At 61.5% G+C, this 16308-nt stretch carries 15 protein-coding genes; 11 read left to right on the top strand and 4 right to left on the bottom strand.

All coding sequences use genetic code 11. From position 1 onward, the window contains the following. Positions 1-2: 2 nt before the first annotated feature. Positions 3-1466 (bottom strand): membrane-bound lytic murein transglycosylase MltF, encoded by a 1464-nt coding sequence (gene mltF / locus PSCI_RS15365; protein WP_052483407.1) that lies wholly within the window; start codon positions 1464-1466, stop codon positions 3-5. 194 nt (positions 1467-1660) lie between these two features. On the opposite strand from mltF, the gene purL reads away from it, so the two are divergent. Further along, a complete protein-coding gene (gene purL, locus PSCI_RS15370) occupies positions 1661-5557 on the top strand; it encodes a phosphoribosylformylglycinamidine synthase (protein WP_045488438.1) in 3897 nt (1298 codons plus the stop codon). A 4-nt stretch (positions 5558-5561) separates the two neighbouring features. Next, positions 5562-5873 (top strand): Nif3-like dinuclear metal center hexameric protein, encoded by a 312-nt coding sequence (locus tag PSCI_RS15375; RefSeq protein WP_045488440.1) that lies wholly within the window; start codon positions 5562-5564, stop codon positions 5871-5873. 120 nt (positions 5874-5993) lie between these two features. Here the strand turns inward: PSCI_RS15375 and PSCI_RS15380 are convergent, their stop codons facing one another. Both PSCI_RS15380 and PSCI_RS15385 read right to left on the bottom strand, forming a co-directional pair. Next, positions 5994-6557 carry a L,D-transpeptidase family protein gene (locus PSCI_RS15380; RefSeq protein ID WP_045488443.1) on the bottom strand — a complete coding sequence of 188 codons (564 nt, stop codon included), beginning with the start codon at positions 6555-6557 and terminating at the stop codon, positions 5994-5996. 44 nt (positions 6558-6601) lie between these two features. After that, positions 6602-7147, bottom strand: coding sequence for an NUDIX hydrolase (locus tag PSCI_RS15385; RefSeq protein WP_045488446.1), 546 nt, complete (start codon positions 7145-7147; stop codon positions 6602-6604). Between the two features lie 160 nt (positions 7148-7307). Here PSCI_RS15385 and PSCI_RS15390 point away from each other — a divergent pair, with 160 nt between their 5' ends. Genes PSCI_RS15390 through PSCI_RS15400 form a run of 3 tightly spaced genes read left to right on the top strand, consistent with a single transcriptional unit; the run spans position 7308 to position 8667 of the window. Beyond that, positions 7308-7904: a CoA pyrophosphatase gene (locus PSCI_RS15390; protein WP_045488449.1), complete on the top strand. Its 597-nt coding sequence runs from the start codon at positions 7308-7310 to the stop codon at positions 7902-7904. Between the two features lie 33 nt (positions 7905-7937). Then, the gene (locus tag PSCI_RS15395) at positions 7938-8471 is read left to right on the top strand and encodes a gamma carbonic anhydrase family protein (RefSeq protein ID WP_045488451.1); all 534 of its coding nucleotides are present in this window, start codon (positions 7938-7940) and stop codon (positions 8469-8471) included. Beyond that, positions 8461-8667 carry a DUF1289 domain-containing protein gene (locus PSCI_RS15400; RefSeq protein WP_045488454.1) on the top strand — a complete coding sequence of 69 codons (207 nt, stop codon included), beginning with the start codon at positions 8461-8463 and terminating at the stop codon, positions 8665-8667. Before PSCI_RS15395 ends, PSCI_RS15400 begins: the two co-directional genes overlap by 11 nt. 34 nt (positions 8668-8701) lie before the next feature. Here the strand turns inward: PSCI_RS15400 and PSCI_RS15405 are convergent, their stop codons facing one another. Beyond that, positions 8702-9100, bottom strand: coding sequence for a GFA family protein (locus tag PSCI_RS15405; protein WP_045488457.1), 399 nt, complete (start codon positions 9098-9100; stop codon positions 8702-8704). A 429-nt stretch (positions 9101-9529) separates the two neighbouring features. Here PSCI_RS15405 and PSCI_RS15410 point away from each other — a divergent pair, with 429 nt between their 5' ends. The 6 genes from PSCI_RS15410 to PSCI_RS15435 all read left to right on the top strand — a co-directional run bounded on the left by PSCI_RS15410 (position 9530) and on the right by PSCI_RS15435 (position 16304). Beyond that, entirely contained in the window at positions 9530-10753 is a 1224-nt protein-coding gene (locus tag PSCI_RS15410; protein WP_045488460.1) for an RNA-guided endonuclease InsQ/TnpB family protein, read from the top strand. 494 nt (positions 10754-11247) lie between these two features. Beyond that, positions 11248-11523, top strand: a complete 276-nt coding sequence (locus PSCI_RS15415) for a DUF6124 family protein (RefSeq protein WP_144403258.1) — start codon at positions 11248-11250, stop codon at positions 11521-11523. Positions 11524-11619: 96 nt separating this feature from the next. Next, complete coding sequence (locus PSCI_RS15420) at positions 11620-12072, top strand: RidA family protein (protein ID WP_045488463.1); 453 nt, start codon at positions 11620-11622, stop codon at positions 12070-12072. A 134-nt stretch (positions 12073-12206) separates the two neighbouring features. Continuing rightward, on the top strand, positions 12207-13388 hold the full coding sequence (locus PSCI_RS15425) for a glycosyltransferase (RefSeq protein WP_084709988.1): 1182 nt from the start codon (positions 12207-12209) through the stop codon (positions 13386-13388). 354 nt (positions 13389-13742) lie between these two features. After that, positions 13743-14966 (top strand): RNA-guided endonuclease InsQ/TnpB family protein, encoded by a 1224-nt coding sequence (locus PSCI_RS15430; protein WP_045488466.1) that lies wholly within the window; start codon positions 13743-13745, stop codon positions 14964-14966. 309 nt (positions 14967-15275) lie between these two features. After that, complete coding sequence (locus tag PSCI_RS15435; protein WP_045488469.1) at positions 15276-16304, top strand: UV damage endonuclease UvsE; 1029 nt, start codon at positions 15276-15278, stop codon at positions 16302-16304. The last annotated feature ends 4 nt before the right edge of the window (positions 16305-16308 follow it).

The following is a 16308-nucleotide window of genomic DNA, read 5'->3' on the forward strand; positions in this document are numbered from 1 at the left end:
GATCAGGAGCCAGGCTGTTGCTGTTGTGCCGGCGGTGGGGTCTTGTCCACGCCGGGCACGTGCAGGCTGCCCTCGGTGACCTGATTACCTTCCAGTTGTGGTTGGGTCACCCAGGTCAGGATGTCGTAGTAACGCCGGATGTTGGCTACGAAATGCACGGGCTCGCCACCACGGGCGTAGCCGTAGCGAGTCTTGCTGTACCACTTCTTCTGCGACAGGCGCGGCAGCATTTTCTTCACGTCCAGCCAGCGGTTGGGGTTCAGCCCTTCGTTGACCGCCAGCTTGCGCGCATCTTCCAGGTGCCCGCTACCCACGTTATAGGCTGCCAGGGCCAGCCAGGTGCGATCAGGCTCCGGCACTTCGCTCAGTTGCTCTTTGACCAGCGCAAAGTACTTGGCGCCGCCCTGAATGCTCTGCCGGGCATCGAGACGGTTGGACACGCCCATGGCCTGGGCGGTGTTCTGGGTCAGCATCATCAGGCCGCGTACGCCGGTCTTGGACGTCACCGTGGGCTGCCACAGCGATTCCTGATAACCAATGGCAGCCAGCAGGCGCCAGTCGACTTCTTCTTTCTTGGCTGAGGTCTTGAAGAACTTTTCGTACTTGGGCAAGCGCTCTTGCAAGTGCTGGGCGAAGGTATACGCGCCGACATAACCCAGTACGTCAACGTGCCCGTAGTAACGGTCCTTGAGGCGCTGCAGCGTGCCGTTCTTCTCTGACTTGACCAGGTACGCGTTGATTTCGTTAAGCAGGCTGTTGTCTTCGCCCGGACCCACGACCCAGCGCTGCTTGCGGGTCTCGCCCAGGTCGAAGGCAACCCGCACGTTGGAGAAATACACCTGGTTCATCGCCAGTTCGTTGGAGTCGACCAAGGTCAGGTCGATCTGGCCTTCATCGACCATGCGCAGCAGGTCGACCACCTCAACCGCATCGGACTCTTCATAGTCCAGGGCCGGGAACTGTTTCTTGATCTCGGCCAGTTGCTCGGCATGGCTACTGCCCTTGAGCACCATGATGCGCTTGCCCACCAGGTCGGCGGGGTCGGTCGGTCGTGACTGGCCGTTGCGGTACACCACCTGTGGGGTGACTTCCAGATACGGATGCGAGAAGCGCGCCTGCTGTTTGCGGTTCGGCGTCTCGATCAGGCCGGCAGCGGCCAGCACCGGGCCGCCGGGCTTGCTCATCTGGTCGAACAGTTCGTCGAGGCTGTCGGCGGTTTCGATCTGCAGTTTCACCCCCAGATCGTCCGCGAAATGCTTCACCAACTCGTATTCGAAGCCGGTTTCGCCGTTGCGGTCCTGAAAATAAGTGGCCGGGCTGTTGCGGGTAATGACGCGCAGGACGCCATCCTCCTTGACTCGCTCCAGTGTGTTGGGTTTATCCACACAGGCGCCGAGCATCAGGAAGAGTCCGGTTGCGATGAGCCATCTGACGCAACGAGTGCGAAAATCAGGTCGGGAGAACATTGGCGCAGTATACGCAAAGCGCACCCGGCGCCATATATCGACAGCAAAGCTCGTGTCTGATAAGCAAAAGGGCTTTTTGGCAGCCCGTGACATCCGGGCGCATGCCGTGTAGCCGTTTTGGGTGCCAGAAATGTCGCTTTAGGCTAGAATGCGTGGCCTCAAAGTACACCCCCCTTCCCGAGGCTGTCCCGACGATGTTGATCCTGCGTGGTGCTCCTGCCCTTTCTGCTTTCCGCCACAGCAAATTGCTGGAACAACTGAAACAAAAAGTTTCAGCTGTCAGTGGCCTGTACGCCGAATTCGCTCACTTCGCTGCAGTCACCGGCGCCCTGAGCGACCAGGAACAGCAGGTGCTCGACCGTCTCCTGAAGTACGGCCCGAGCGTGCCGGTTCAAGAGCCTGCCGGTCGCCTGTTTCTGGTAGTGCCGCGTTTCGGCACCATTTCGCCGTGGTCCAGCAAGGCCAGCGACATTGCCCGTAACTGCGGCCTGGAGAAGATCCAGCGCATCGAGCGCGGCATTGCCTTTTATGTACAAGGCCAGTTCGCGGAGTCGGACGCCCAGGCGATTGCCAGCGTCCTGCACGACCGCATGACCCAATTGGTGCTCGGCAGCCTTGAACAGGCCGATGGCCTGTTCAGCAAGGCGCAGCCCAAGCCACTGACCAGCGTCGACGTTCTCGGCGGTGGCCGCGCCGCGCTGGAGCAAGCCAACGTCGAGCTGGGCCTGGCCCTGGCCGAAGACGAAATCGACTACCTGGTGAGCAGCTTCATCGGGCTCAAGCGCAACCCGAACGACATCGAACTGATGATGTTCGCCCAGGCCAACTCCGAGCACTGCCGTCACAAAATCTTCAACGCCAGTTGGGATATCGACGGCCAGAGCCAGGAAAAAAGCCTGTTCGGCATGATCAAGAACACCTATCAGATGCACAGCGAAGGCGTTCTGTCTGCTTATAAAGACAACGCTTCGGTGATCGTCGGCAGCGTGGCCGGCCGCTTCTTCCCGAACCCTGAGACCCGTCAGTACGGCGCGGTGCAGGAGCCGGTGCACATTCTGATGAAGGTCGAGACCCACAACCACCCGACCGCCATCTCGCCATTCTCCGGTGCGTCGACCGGTTCCGGCGGCGAAATCCGCGACGAAGGCGCGACGGGTCGCGGCTCCAAGCCCAAGGCCGGCCTGACCGGTTTTACCGTGTCGAACCTGCACATCCCTGGCTTCGAACAGCCATGGGAAGTCGCTTACGGCAAGCCTGAGCGCATTGTTACCGCACTGGACATCATGATTGACGGCCCGCTCGGTGGCGCGGCGTTCAACAACGAGTTCGGTCGCCCGGCCCTGACCGGCTATTTCCGTACCTTTGAACAAAGCATCCAGACCCCGCACGGCAGCGAAGTGCGCGGTTACCACAAGCCGATCATGCTGGCCGGTGGTCTGGGCAACATCCGTGAAGATCACGTGCAGAAGGGCGAGATCACGGTCGGCGCCAAGCTGATCGTGCTCGGTGGCCCGGCCATGCTTATCGGCCTGGGCGGCGGCGCCGCTTCGTCGGTCGCCACTGGCAGCAGCTCGGCTGATCTGGACTTTGCCTCGGTGCAGCGCGAGAACCCGGAAATGGAACGCCGCTGCCAGGAGGTCATCGACCGCTGCTGGCAGCTGGGCGACGCCAACCCGATTGCTTTCATCCACGATGTGGGTGCCGGCGGTCTGTCCAACGCTTTCCCGGAGCTGGTCAACGACGGCGGCCGTGGCGGTCGTTTCGAGCTGCGCAACGTGCCTAACGACGAGCCAGGCATGGCGCCGCTGGAAATCTGGAGCAACGAATCCCAGGAGCGTTACGTGCTGGCCGTCAGCGTCGAGAACTTCGAGCGCTTCCAGGCCATCTGTGAGCGTGAGCGCTGCCCGTTCGCGGTCGTCGGTGAGGCGACTGAAGAACAACACCTGACCGTGACCGACAGTCACTTCGGCAACAGCCCGGTGGACATGCCACTGGAGGTGCTGCTGGGCAAGGCGCCACGCATGCACCGTTCGGTACAGCGTGAAGCCGAACTGGGCGATGATTTCGACCCCAGCAGCCTTGACCTGGCCGACAGCGTGCAGCGCGTACTGCGCCACCCGGCTGTGGCCAGCAAGAGCTTCCTGATCACCATCGGCGACCGCAGCATCACAGGCCTGGTGGCCCGTGACCAGATGGTCGGTCCATGGCAAGTGCCGGTGGCCGACTGCGCCGTGACTGCAACCAGCTTCGACGTCAACACCGGTGAAGCCATGGCCATGGGCGAGCGCACGCCGCTGGCCCTGCTCGATGCCCCGGCCTCTGGCCGCATGGCCATTGGTGAAACCCTGACCAACCTGGCCGCCTCGCGCATCGCCAGGCTGTCCGACATCAAACTGTCGGCCAACTGGATGTCCGCCGCCGGTCACCCGGGTGAAGACGCTCGCTTGTACGACACGGTCAAAGCCGTCGGCATGGAACTGTGCCCTGAGCTGGGCCTGACCATTCCGGTGGGTAAAGACTCCATGTCGATGAAAACCCGCTGGAGCGACGAGGGCGTCGACAAGAGCGTGACCTCGCCGATGTCGCTGATTGTCAGCGGCTTCGCACCAGTGGTCGACATCCGTCAGACCCTGACCCCGCAACTGCGCATGGACAAGGGCGAGACCGACCTGATCCTGATCGACCTGGGCCGTGGCCAGAACCGCATGGGCGGCTCGATCCTCGCCCAGGTGCATGGCAAACTGGGCAGCAGCGCGCCAGACGTGGACGACGCCGAAGACCTCAAGGCCTTCTTTGCCGTCATCCAGGGCCTGAACGCTGATAACCATCTGCTGGCTTACCACGACCGTTCCGATGGCGGCCTGCTGACCACTGTGCTGGAGATGGCCTTTGCCGGTCACTGCGGTCTGCACCTGTCGCTCGATGGTCTGGCCGACAACGCCAGTGAAGTGCAGGGCATCCTGTTCAACGAAGAACTGGGCGCCGTCATTCAGGTTCGCCAGGACTCCACGGCGGGCGTACTGGCCCAGTTCAGCGCTGCCGGCCTGTCCGATTGCGTTTCGGTGATCGGCAAGCCGGTCAACAACGACGAAGTGTCGATCAGCTACAACGGCGCTGCGATCTTCACCGGCCAGCGCCACGCGCTGCACCGCGAGTGGGCGCAGACCAGCTACCAGATCCAGCGTCTGCGTGATAACCCCGAGTGTGCTGACCAGGAATTCGCTCTGCTGCTCGAAGAAGACAATCCGGGCCTGAACGTCAAGCTCGGCTTCGATGTCAACGAAGACATCGCAGCGCCTTACATCAAGACCGGTGTGCGCCCACAGGTTGCCGTGCTGCGCGAGCAGGGCGTCAACGGGCAGGTCGAGATGGCCGCCGCTTTCGACCGCGCCGGCTTCAACGCCATCGACGTGCACATGAGCGATATCCTCGCTGGCCGTGTCGACCTCAACGAGTTCAAGGGCCTGGTGGCCTGCGGTGGCTTCTCGTACGGTGACGTGCTGGGTGCCGGTGAAGGCTGGGCCAAGTCGGCGCTGTTCAACGCCCGTGCCCGTGACGCCTTCCAGGGCTTCTTCGAGCGCAGCGACAGCTTCACCCTGGGGGTGTGCAACGGCTGCCAGATGCTCTCCAATCTGCACGAGCTGATTCCGGGCAGCGAGCTGTGGCCGCACTTTGTGCGTAACCGCTCCGAGCAGTTCGAAGCCCGTGTAGCGCTGGTGCAGATCCAGGAGTCGCCGTCGATCTTCCTGCAGGGCATGGCCGGTTCGCGCATGCCGATCGCCATCGCTCACGGCGAAGGCCATGCGGAGTTCGCCAGCAGCGATGCGCTGCAACAGGCTGATGCGTCCGGCACCGTGGCGCTGCGTTATGTCGACAACCATGGCAAGACCACCGAAGCCTACCCGGCCAACCCGAACGGTTCGCCACGCGGTATCGGCGGCCTGACCACTCGCGACGGTCGCGTGACCATCATGATGCCGCACCCTGAGCGGGTCTTCCGTGCCGTGCAGAACTCCTGGCGTCCTGACGACTGGAACGAAGACGGCGCGCTGATGCGTATGTTCCGCAACGCGCGCGTCTGGGTGAACTGAGCCGGTGTACAAGCTCGCCTTCTTCGTGCCCGCCAGTCATCTGGAGCCGGTGAAGGCGGCAGTCTTCGCCGCTGGCGGCGGGCGCATTGGCGCTTACGACCACTGTGCCTGGCAAACGCTGGGCACAGGCCAGTTCCGCCCGCTGGACGGCAGTCAGCCGTTCATCGGGCAGAGCGGGGTGGTCGAACAGGTTGCTGAATGGAAGGTCGAGCTGGTCGTCGCCGACGAGCTGATAGGTGCGACAGTGGCTGCGCTCAAGCTCAGCCACCCGTATGAAACGCCAGCCTATGAGGTCTGGCGGCTGGAAGACTTCTGACGATTGACCGTCGATCACCGGTGGGAGCGACCTTGGTCGCGAAGGAGCCGGACCAGACGCAGCCCATGTTGTGCCTGGCAAATGGCTTTCGCGAGCAAGCCCACTCCTACAGGCTACCCTTCAGGGCCTGATCTCGATCAGCGTCCCGTCCTTCACCAGATCCCACACCTCGCGCATGTCGTTGTTCTTCAGCGCAATGCAGCCTTCTGTCCAGTCCAGGGTATGGAAATACCACTCCGGGTATTCTTCATCGATGGGCGTGCCATGAATCATGATCATGCTGCCGGGCTTGACGCCCTCCTTGCGGGCGCGTTCGCTGTCAGCTGCATTGGGGTAGGAAATGTGCATCGACAGGTTGTACTTGTTGCTCGGCTTGCGCCAGTCGAGCCAGTAGAAACCCTCAGGGGTACGTTTGTCGCCTTCCTGCAGCTTGGTGCCCTTGGGGTTCTTGCCCAGCGAAACGCGATAGGTCTTCAACGCTTCGCCGTCACTGATCAACTGCAGTTGCCGGGTTGATTTGATCACCAGCACCTTATCGATGCGTCGCTCTGACAATTTGCCGGTGTTGATCACCTTCTCGCCAACGATCTTCTGTTCGCTGCCCTTGGGCACGATTGTCTGGGTGAAAGCCGCCTGGGAGGCGGATGCGAACGACAGGCACACTACAGCGAACAACCAGCGCATTGACGTTTTCCTGAGGCCGCGTAGCTCGCGGGCCGGGCTTGGGATTATTGGACAGGACGAGAGGGGGGCAGCGCCTGACTATGGACAGGATAGAGCTGTTCGCGCCGGTCTGCGAAGAACCATTCTAGGGTACGCCGGACCGTCATGAAAGCCAGCTCATCCCACGGAATGTCGGCTTCGTCAAACAAGCGCACTTCCAGGCTCTCGACCCCGGCGGCATAGCTCTCGCCGACCAGTTCACCACGGTAGAACACATGCACCTGATTGATGTGCGGTACATCGATCATCGAGTACAGGTAAAGCTGCTGCACACTGGCGCAGGCTTCTTCGACGGTTTCACGGCGCGCGGCCTGCTCGACGGTCTCGCCGTTTTCCATGAACCCGGCCGGTAAGGTCCAGTAGCCCAGGCGCGGCTCGATGGCGCGGCGGCACAGCAGCACCTTGCTGCCCGAAGTCACCAGGCAGCCAGCGACGATGTTGGGGTTCTGATAATGAATGGTCTGGCAATGGTCACACACATAGCGCGCGCGGCTGTCGCCTTCGGGGATGCGCAATGTGACCGGTTTGCCGCAGTGACTGCAGAAATTCATGATGGGTGTTCGATCAGTGAAAGCCGACGCTCATCTTGGCCTTTCGTACAGGCAGTCAGCAAGTTTTCATACACAGTTGCTATGAAGAGAGTCCTGCAAAGGCTTGGGCGCATCGCTGCTTTGGTGCATGATGCCGGGTACAACACGATCGAGATTCCCCATGCTGGATGAGCTACTTCGCCGTGTAGGCAGTCACACGCCAGGTGTCCTGGAGACCGATGAGCGCTTTCCTGAGGCGGCGGTTCTGTTACCAGTGACCCGTAGCGCCGAGCCGGAACTGGTGCTGACCCTGCGTGCCAGTGGCTTGTCGACCCACGGCGGTGAAGTGGCGTTTCCCGGTGGCCGTCGCGACCCGGAAGATCCTGACCTGGTGTTCACCGCCCTGCGTGAAGCCGACGAAGAAATCGGCCTGCCACCAGGGCTGGTGGAGGTGATAGGCCCGCTGACCCCGGTCGTGTCCCGTTACGGCATCAAAGTCACGCCCTATGTGGGCATCATCCCGGATTTTGTCGAATACCAGCCCAATGACGGTGAAATCGCAGCGGTGTTCAGCGTGCCGCTGGAATTCTTCCGCCAGGACGTGCGCGAACACACCCACCGCATCGACTATCAGGGCCGCAGTTGGTACGTACCCAGCTATCGTTATGGCGAGTACAAGATCTGGGGCCTGACCGCGATCATGATCGTCGAGCTGATCAACGTGCTGTACGACGCCAATATCAGCCTGCAACGTCCGCCGCGGCTGTCCGGTTCCTGAACCGCCTATTACAAGAACGCCTGAGGACCTGCCATGAAATACCGCCTGGGATCTGCCCGTGTGCAGACCCACCCTGAAAGCTGGAGCGCGCCCAACGCCACGCTGATCGGCCATGTACGCCTCGAAAAGAACGCCAGCGTCTGGTTCGGCGCGGTGTTGCGCGGTGACAACGAACTGATCCATATCGGTGAGGACAGCAACGTCCAGGATGGCACGGTGATGCACACCGACAAGGGCTGGCCGTTGACCATCGGCAAGGGCGTGACCATCGGCCATAACGCCATGTTGCATGGCTGTACGGTCGACGATTACAGCCTGATCGGCATCAACGCGGTGATCCTCAACGGCGCGAAGATCGGCAAGCACTGCATCATCGGCGCCAATTCATTGATCGGCGAAGGCAAGGTCATTCCGGACGGCTCGCTGGTCATGGGCTCGCCGGGCAAGGTGGTGCGCGAACTGACCGATGCGCAGAAGAGCATGCTCGAAGCCAGTGCCGCCCACTATGTGCACAATGCTCAGCGTTACGCCAGTGATCTGGTGGTGCAGGATGACGATGAATACTGAAGCCCCTGCCGAGAAACCGGTGCGTTCACCCTGCGTGAGCATCTGTGCACTGGATGACAACGACATCTGTACCGGCTGTCAGCGCAGCGTCCAGGAAATCACTGGCTGGAGCCGCATGAGCAACCACCAGCGCCGTGAGGTGCTGGTGCTGTGCCATGAGCGGGCCAAGGCCAGCGGGATACTCTGGACGCTCTGACTCCATCAGCTAACCGAAACCCATCCATGTCGTCTCATGGCTGCTGCGCCAGCCCAGTGGTGTGATGCCACTGCGGCCGCGACTCGACCCAAAGGTGTTTCGCCTTGTGGGCCTCCAGGGGCGTATCCAGGGTAGCCACCGCTACACTGACCCAGTCCGCGAACTGCCCGCCGCTGTTGCTCCAGAACAGCGTCGAGCCGCACTGCGAACAAAACTGCCGGGCCACTGTTGGCGATGACCGGTAAGTGGCAAGCAGGTGTTCACCCCGGTCAATCAGCAAGGTACTGCGCGCCACGCTGGCATAGCTGGCGAATGCCGCGCCATGAGCTTTCTGGCATTGCGTGCAGTGGCAGTGGCTCAAGGCTTTGAGCGGCGCAGATAGCTGGTAGTGGATGGCACCGCACAGGCAGCTGCCTTGGTGGGTCGGTTGCATATTGTAAATTCCCGGTCGATTTGTCGCAGACCAGACGATGTTTCAGCAAGCCCGCAACATCGCTCGTGGTCAGTCCGCCAATCATGATTTCGCGGCGGGTCCTGGACCCAGCCATGACCCGCTGCAACAGCGTCAGTTGTTCAGGCGAGTACTTCGCCGAATAGCGATGGATTGACCATCGGGGCGCGACAAGCCCCGCCGTTCAGGGCGGGGAAGGATCGCGCGGACGGCGTAGCCGTCCCTGGTTACCGTGGGGTGTCTGCTGCTGTTCGATGGACGCACCGCCACAGGATGATGCGAAGTAACATGGCGACACAGATGCCCTTATACGGCGGTATTTCGTTACAAAGACCCCATGGGCATGCACCTTGAAAACACCGTGCCGTCCGCGCCTAATGTCGTCTCCATTGCTCATGGCTCAAGAGCAGTATGCAACGACTTCAAGCCTTCAAGTACGAACTCATGCCAGACGGCCGGCAGGAGCAGCAAATGCGCCGCTTTGCGGGCTCCTGTCGCTTCGTCTTCAACAAGGCGCTGGCATTGCAGAAGGAGCGCCACGAGCAAGGCGAGAACAAGCTCGGCTATGCGGGCCTGTGCAAGTTGCTGACTGAGTGGCGCCATAGCACGCAAACCGCATGGCTGGCCGATGCGCCTGTTCACCCGTTGCAACAGAGCCTCAAGGATCTGGAACGGGCCTACACCAACTTCTTCGCCAGACGAGCCGACTTTCCCCGACTCAAGAAGAAGGGGCAGCGCGATAGTTTCCGCTATCCCGACCCGAAACAGATCAAGCTCGACCAGACCAACAGTCGCCTGTTTCTGCCCAAGCTGGGCTGGCTGCGCTACCGCAACAGCCGCGAGGTGCCTGGCACGGTGAAGAACATCACCGTGAGCCAGTCGTGTGGCAAGTGGTTCGTGAGTATCCAGACCGAACGCGAGATCGATGAGCAGCCCACGGCGCAGGGTGCGGCAGTCGGCATCGACATGGGCATTGCCCGGTTCGCCACGCTTTCGGATGGTTCGTTCTACGCACCCCTCAACAGCTTCAAACGCCATGAGACCGCGCTGTGCAAAGCGCAGCAGGCGATGAGCCGCAAGGTCAGATTCAGCCGCAACTGGAACAAGGCGAAAGCCCGCGTCCAGCGCATTCACTCGCGCATCGGCAATGCCCGCCGCGACTACCTGCACAAGTGCTCTACCACGATCAGCCAAAACCACGCGATGGTGTGTATCGAGGACTTGCAGGTACGCAATATGTCCAGGTCGGCGGCAGGCACGGCAGAGGCGCCGGGAAGAAACGTCCGTGCCAAATCTGGCCTGAACAGGGCCATCCTCGATCAGGGCTGGTTCGAGTTTCGCCGCCAACTGGACTACAAGCTGGCGTGGCGCGGCGGCTGGCTGATTGCCGTGCCGCCGCGAGATACCAGCCGCACGTGCCCTTGTTGCGGCCATGTGTCGGCGGCCAACCGCCAGACGCAAGCGCTGTTCAGGTGTGTGGGATGTGGTTTTGAAGGCAACGCCGATGTGGTTGGCGCGATGAATGTACTAAGGGCGGGACACGCCCGGTTAGCCTGTGAAGTGAGCGCAGAGGTCATGGCGCCAGCAGCAGGAACCCACCGAAGCGACTCGGGGGCGGCTCGATGCCGCGCCTGAGCGCCGTAGGAATCTCCGGCCTTCAGGTCGGGGAGGATGTCAAGGGTTACTTGTCAGCAGGCGGGCATCCTATACGACGTTGAAGGCCAGCGGCCATGGCTTTGTGACGGCTATGCGGGTAGGCTTTGGTGATGGCAAAAAGGCCGGTTTCTGGCTCGAAAATCCGCCTGATTGCAAGATGCCTCTCTTTCTCTTGAAGGAAATTTCCGAGAAAATCCTGACCGCTTGCGCCTGTGCTCCGGGCTGTCTAGGCTGCCCCGCGTCGCTGCTTTCAGCGACAGGGCTTGGCCGCCCGATCAACCATTCATAGGCGCAGCGTGCCATAAAATTCACTGTGGACCTGGTTCTCAGTGTTGCTTCATGGCAACTGTGCGAGGGACACCTTCGGGTGTGCCGAGGTGCCTATGACTCGGTCGGCCAACCCTTGTGCAGTTGCCACCAATTTGCTTGGCCGCGAAGGGTGGTGCTTTCCTCAAGTGCATAGGAGTTTCGCGATGACCAAAAAACTCGTTCCCGATCCACCGACTTCCAGCCCCGTGCCCATTGCGGCGCACGATCTCAACCACTTCGAAATGCAGCTCAACCAGGTCTACGACGTGCTGCGCTGCGCCACCGCGATTGCCTATGAATGTGCCGATAACCTGCAGGGCCAGCCCCGCGATCTGGCCATGGGCAGCATGCACCTGATCGGCCATGCGCGCAAAATGGTCCATGAACTGCTCGATCAGTTGCAGCCGGTGGTGCCGGACACTGATGGTCTGGCGAACTGACCTGCTGCTGGTTATGGTCGTGCACGCGGCGAGCGCTTGACCTCCACTTAACTTGAGGTCTGATACTCGCGCTCCTTCACACCAGGAGCTGCCCTCATGACTCATCGCGCTGCATTCGAACTGTTCAACCCGCAAGGCCTCTACGACCCCACCGGTAACGGCTATTCCCATGGCGCACGGGTCGAAACCCCGGCGCGCTTTGTGTTTCTGGCCGGGCAGGGCGGTGAAGACAGTCAGGGCCTATTGGCCGACAGTTTCGCCGCCCAGGCTCGTCAGGCGCTGGCCAATGTCCGTATCGCCTTGCAGGTCCAGGGTGCGGACTTCAACGATGTGTTCAAGCTGACCCTGCTGATTGTCGATCACAGCCAGCAGCGGTTGGGTGAGTGGGCGGCGGCCATCGATCAGGCCTGGGGGGCGGCAATGAAACCGGCCTGCACATTGATTCCGGTGCCGCGCCTGGCATTGGACGGCATGCTGGTGGAAATCGAGGCGATGGCGGTGATTGCCGGCGGGCATGGCCCTTCATCGGATGCTGGTGCGATCTCCTGAACGCCACCCGCCAGCAGTGTTCCAACTCCATACAAGGCGGAGTTTCAGTGGTCCCGGTCCTTGCCTGGCAAGCAGCCGAGTGCCCGTCACCGCAGTAGTGACGGGCGCTCGGCCGCTGCACTGAGGACACTCACATGAAACCTGAACAACCGCCCGGACCACCCGACCCTTCGCCCATCCAGTTCAGCCCAGCGCCCGCCGTCCAGCCACGAGCGACGCTGTTGTGCCTGAGCCACCTGCGCTGGGACTTTGTCTGGCAGCGACCGCAACAGTTGATGTCGCGGTTGGCCACTGACTACGAGGTGTGGTTCTTTGAAGAGCCGCAGTTCGACGAGCGACCGGAACCGTATCTGGAGGTGCGTGAGGTGGCCGGCGGTATCACGGTGCTGGTGCCATGGTTGCCGCAGGACCTGGGCGAGCAGCGCATCATCAGCCTGCAACGGCAGTTGCTTGATGGCTGGCTGGCGCAGCATCACCAAGCGCCCCTGCTGTTGTGGTACTTCACCCCCATGGGGCTGCGATTTACCCGGCATCTGGTCGGCCAGGTGGTGGTCTTCGATTGCATGGACGAACTGGCGGCGCTGCGCCATGCCCCGCCGGCCCTGGCGGAGCTGGAGCGACAACTGCTGGAGCGCGCCGATGTGGTGTTTACCGGCGGGCTCAGCCTCTGGGAGTCGCGGCGTGAGCGGCATGACAACGTGCACCTGATGCCCGGCAGCGTCGACATCGCGCATTTTGCCCATGCCCGCCTGGTCCAGGCCGAGCCTGCCGATCAGGCTGATATCGGCCGACCGCGGCTGGGGTTTTTCGGCGTGCTCGATGAGCAACTGGACCTTGTGCTGTTGCGCGAGCTGGCCATGCGTCGGCCGCTATGGCAGATCATCCTGATCGGGCCGGTGGCCAGGATCGACCCCGCGAGCCTGCCACGTCAGCCCAACCTGCATTACCTGGGGCCGCGCGACTACCAGACGCTGCCGGCCTATCTGTCAGGTTGGGATGTGGCGCTGATGCCGTTTGCCATCAATGAATCGACACGCTACATCAGCCCGACTCAACCTCTGGAATACCTCGCCGGTGGGCGCCCGGTGGTGTCCACGCCCATCCATGATGTGGTTGAGTGCTACGCCGACAGCGGCGTGGTGAGCATCGCTGCCACCCCGCAGGCGTTTATCGAAGCCATCGGCCTGGCGCTGGATCTGACCCGCCAGCCTGCGCGGCTCCAGGCCTTGGCTGACCGTGCGTTGCAGGGCATGTCGTGGGACAGCACCTGTGAGCGGATCAAGGAGCAGATTGCATCCCTGCGCCACGCCTTGTGATGGCTCAAACGCCATGACATTGGCAGGCAGGATCAGCGGGCGATCCAGGCTGATTTCAACGCAGTATTGGCGAACGCAGCCATTTTGTAGACCACTCTGACCATCGGGGCGCGACAAGCCCCGCCGTTCAGGGCGGGGAAGGATCGCGCGGACGGCGTAGCCGTCCCTGGTTGCAGTGGGGTGTCTGCTGCTGTTCGGTGTACTCACCGCCACAGGATGATGCGAAGTAACACGGCGATACAGTATGCCTTTTACGGCGGTATTTCGTTACAAAGACCCCATGGGCATGCATCTTGAAAACACCGTGCCGTCCGCGCCTAATGGCGTCTTCATTGCTCATGGCTCAAGAGCAGCATGCAACGACTTCAAGCCTTCAAGTACGAACTCATGCCAGACGGCCAGCAGGAGCGGCAAATGCGCCGCTTTGCGGGTTCCTGTCGCTTCGTCTTCAACAAGGCGCTGGCGTTGCAGAAGGAGCGCCACGAGCAAGGCGAGAACAAGCTCGGCTATGCGGGCCTGTGCAAGTTGCTGACCGAATGGCGCAATAGCCCGCCAACCGCATGGCTGGCCGATGCGCCTGTTCACCCCTTGCAACAGAGCCTCAAGGATCTGGAACGGGCCTACACCAACTTCTTCGCCAAGCGAGCCGACTTTCCCCGGTTCAAGAAGAAGGGGCAGCGCGACAGTTTCCGCTATCCCGACCCGAAACAGATCAAGCTCGACCAGACCAACAGCCGCCTGTTTCTGCCAAAACTGGGCTGGCTGCGCTACCGCAACAGCCGCGAGGTGCCTGGCACGGTGAAGAACATCACCGTGAGCCAGTCGTGTGGCAAGTGGTTCGTGAGCATCCAGACCGAACGCGAGGTCGATGAGCAGCCCACGGCACAGGGTGCGGCAGTCGGCATCGACATGGACATTGCCCGGTTCGCCACGCTTTCGGATGGCTCGTTCTACGCACCCCTGAACAGCTTCAAACGCCATGAAACCGCGCTGTGCAAAGCGCAGCAGGCGATGAGCCGCAAGGTCAGATTCAGCCGCAACTGGAACAAGGCGAAAGCCTGCGTCCAGCGCATTCATTCCCGCATCGGCAATGCCCGCCGCGACTACCTGCACAAGTGCTCCACCACGATTAGCCAAAACCACGCGATGGTGTGTATCGAGGACTTGCAGGTACGGAATATGTCCAGATCGGCGGCAGGCACGGTAGAGGCACCGGGAAGAAACGTCCGTGCCAAATCTGGCCTGAACAGGGCCATCCTCGATCAGGGCTGGTTCGAGTTCCGCCGCCAACTGGACTACAAGCTGGCGTGGCGCGGCGGCTGGCTGATTGCCGTGCCGCCGCAAAATACCAGCCGCACGTGCCCGTGTTGCGGCCATGTGTCGGCGGCCAACCGCCAGACGCAGGCGCTGTTCAGGTGTGTGGGATGTGGTTTTGAAGGCAACGCCGATGTGGTCGGCGCGATCAATGTACTAAGGGCGGGACACGCCCGGTTAGCCTGTGAAGTGAGCGCAGAGGTCATGGCGCCAGCAGCAGGAACCTACCGAAGCGACTCGGGGGCGGCTCGGTGCCGCGCCTGAGCGCCGTAGGAATCTCCGGCCTTCAGGCCGGGGAGGATGTCAAGGGGCTTGCCCATCGTCACTCGCAACTTGCTGATCGCCAGCCAGGAACTGTCCCGTCTGGCGGTGCAACTCAATACGCTGGTGGGCAAGTTTGTGGTTTGAACCGTAGGAGCGGATTCATCCGCGAAGCTCTTCGCGGCTGAAGCGGATCGCCGCCCGGCCGCTCCCGGCAATGTTAAGCCTGCGGCCCGAAATTCATCGAACATTGCGCAGGACGAGTGACGCTGTCGGTGGTCTGACGGCAATGACGTCAACCTGGATAGAGTCATGACGCTTGCGCGCATCGGTTTCGCTTGTCAGTACCGCCACCCTGAACGCGGCCTCTCTGAGGTCGAGATCAAACGGGTGGAGAGCCCCTTCAACCCACGTACCACCACCTTGCGCTGGATTAACAGCGTCGAGCCCGCCGTGGCCCAGGCCAGGCTGGTCGAGGTGGTTACGCACAATCTGGATGCGCAACTGCGCCTGCTCGATTACGTGGCGCAGTTGCCACCGGCGCTGCGCATGCTGCGGTTGTCGAGCGATCTCTTGCCGTTCTACAGCCATCCGCAACTGCGCGATTTTTACCAGCAGCCGTCCATCCAGCAGTGGCTGGGCAGTTGTTTCGCTGCGATTGGCGAGCGGGCGCGGGCGGCAGACATTCGGCTGTCGTTTCATCCCGGTCAGTTCTGCGTGCTAGGGTCGGACAATGCCTCGGTGGTCGAAAACAGCCTGGCCGAGTTCGAGTATCACGCCGACATGATCCGCATGCTCGGTTATGGCCGGCGCTTTCAGGATTTCAAATGCAACGTGCATATCGCCGGGCGTTTCGGTGTCGAGGGTATTCGTGCGCTGTGGCCGCGTTTGTCTGAGGTGGCGCAGACATGCATCACCTTCGAGAACGAAGAGAAGAGCTATGGCGTTGATGACTGCCTGCAACTGGCCGATCTGGCGCCTGTGGTGCTGGATATTCATCACTGCTGGATCAACGAAGAGCAGTACATCGACCCCTCTGATCCACGGGTCGCGCAGATCATCGACAGTTGGCGCGGGGTGCGCCCGGTGATGCATTACTCACAACCCCCGGAGCGTTTGCAGGCGCTGGGCTTTGCTGCCGAAGACAAACTGGAAATGAGCGAGCTGCTCAAGGTCGTGACCAAGCGTGAACTGTATGGGCACAGCGAGCGGATGTGGAATCACTGGACCAACGGTTATGCGCGGCAGTTTCTTGAGCGTTTCGACATCATGATCGAGGCCAAACACAAGAACCTGGCCAGCCTGGCGCTTTATCGGGAGTGGCTGCCCGGCCCCGCATAAGGGC

It is taken from the genome of Pseudomonas sp. StFLB209, assembly GCF_000829415.1.
In the GTDB taxonomy this organism is placed as follows: domain Bacteria; phylum Pseudomonadota; class Gammaproteobacteria; order Pseudomonadales; family Pseudomonadaceae; genus Aquipseudomonas.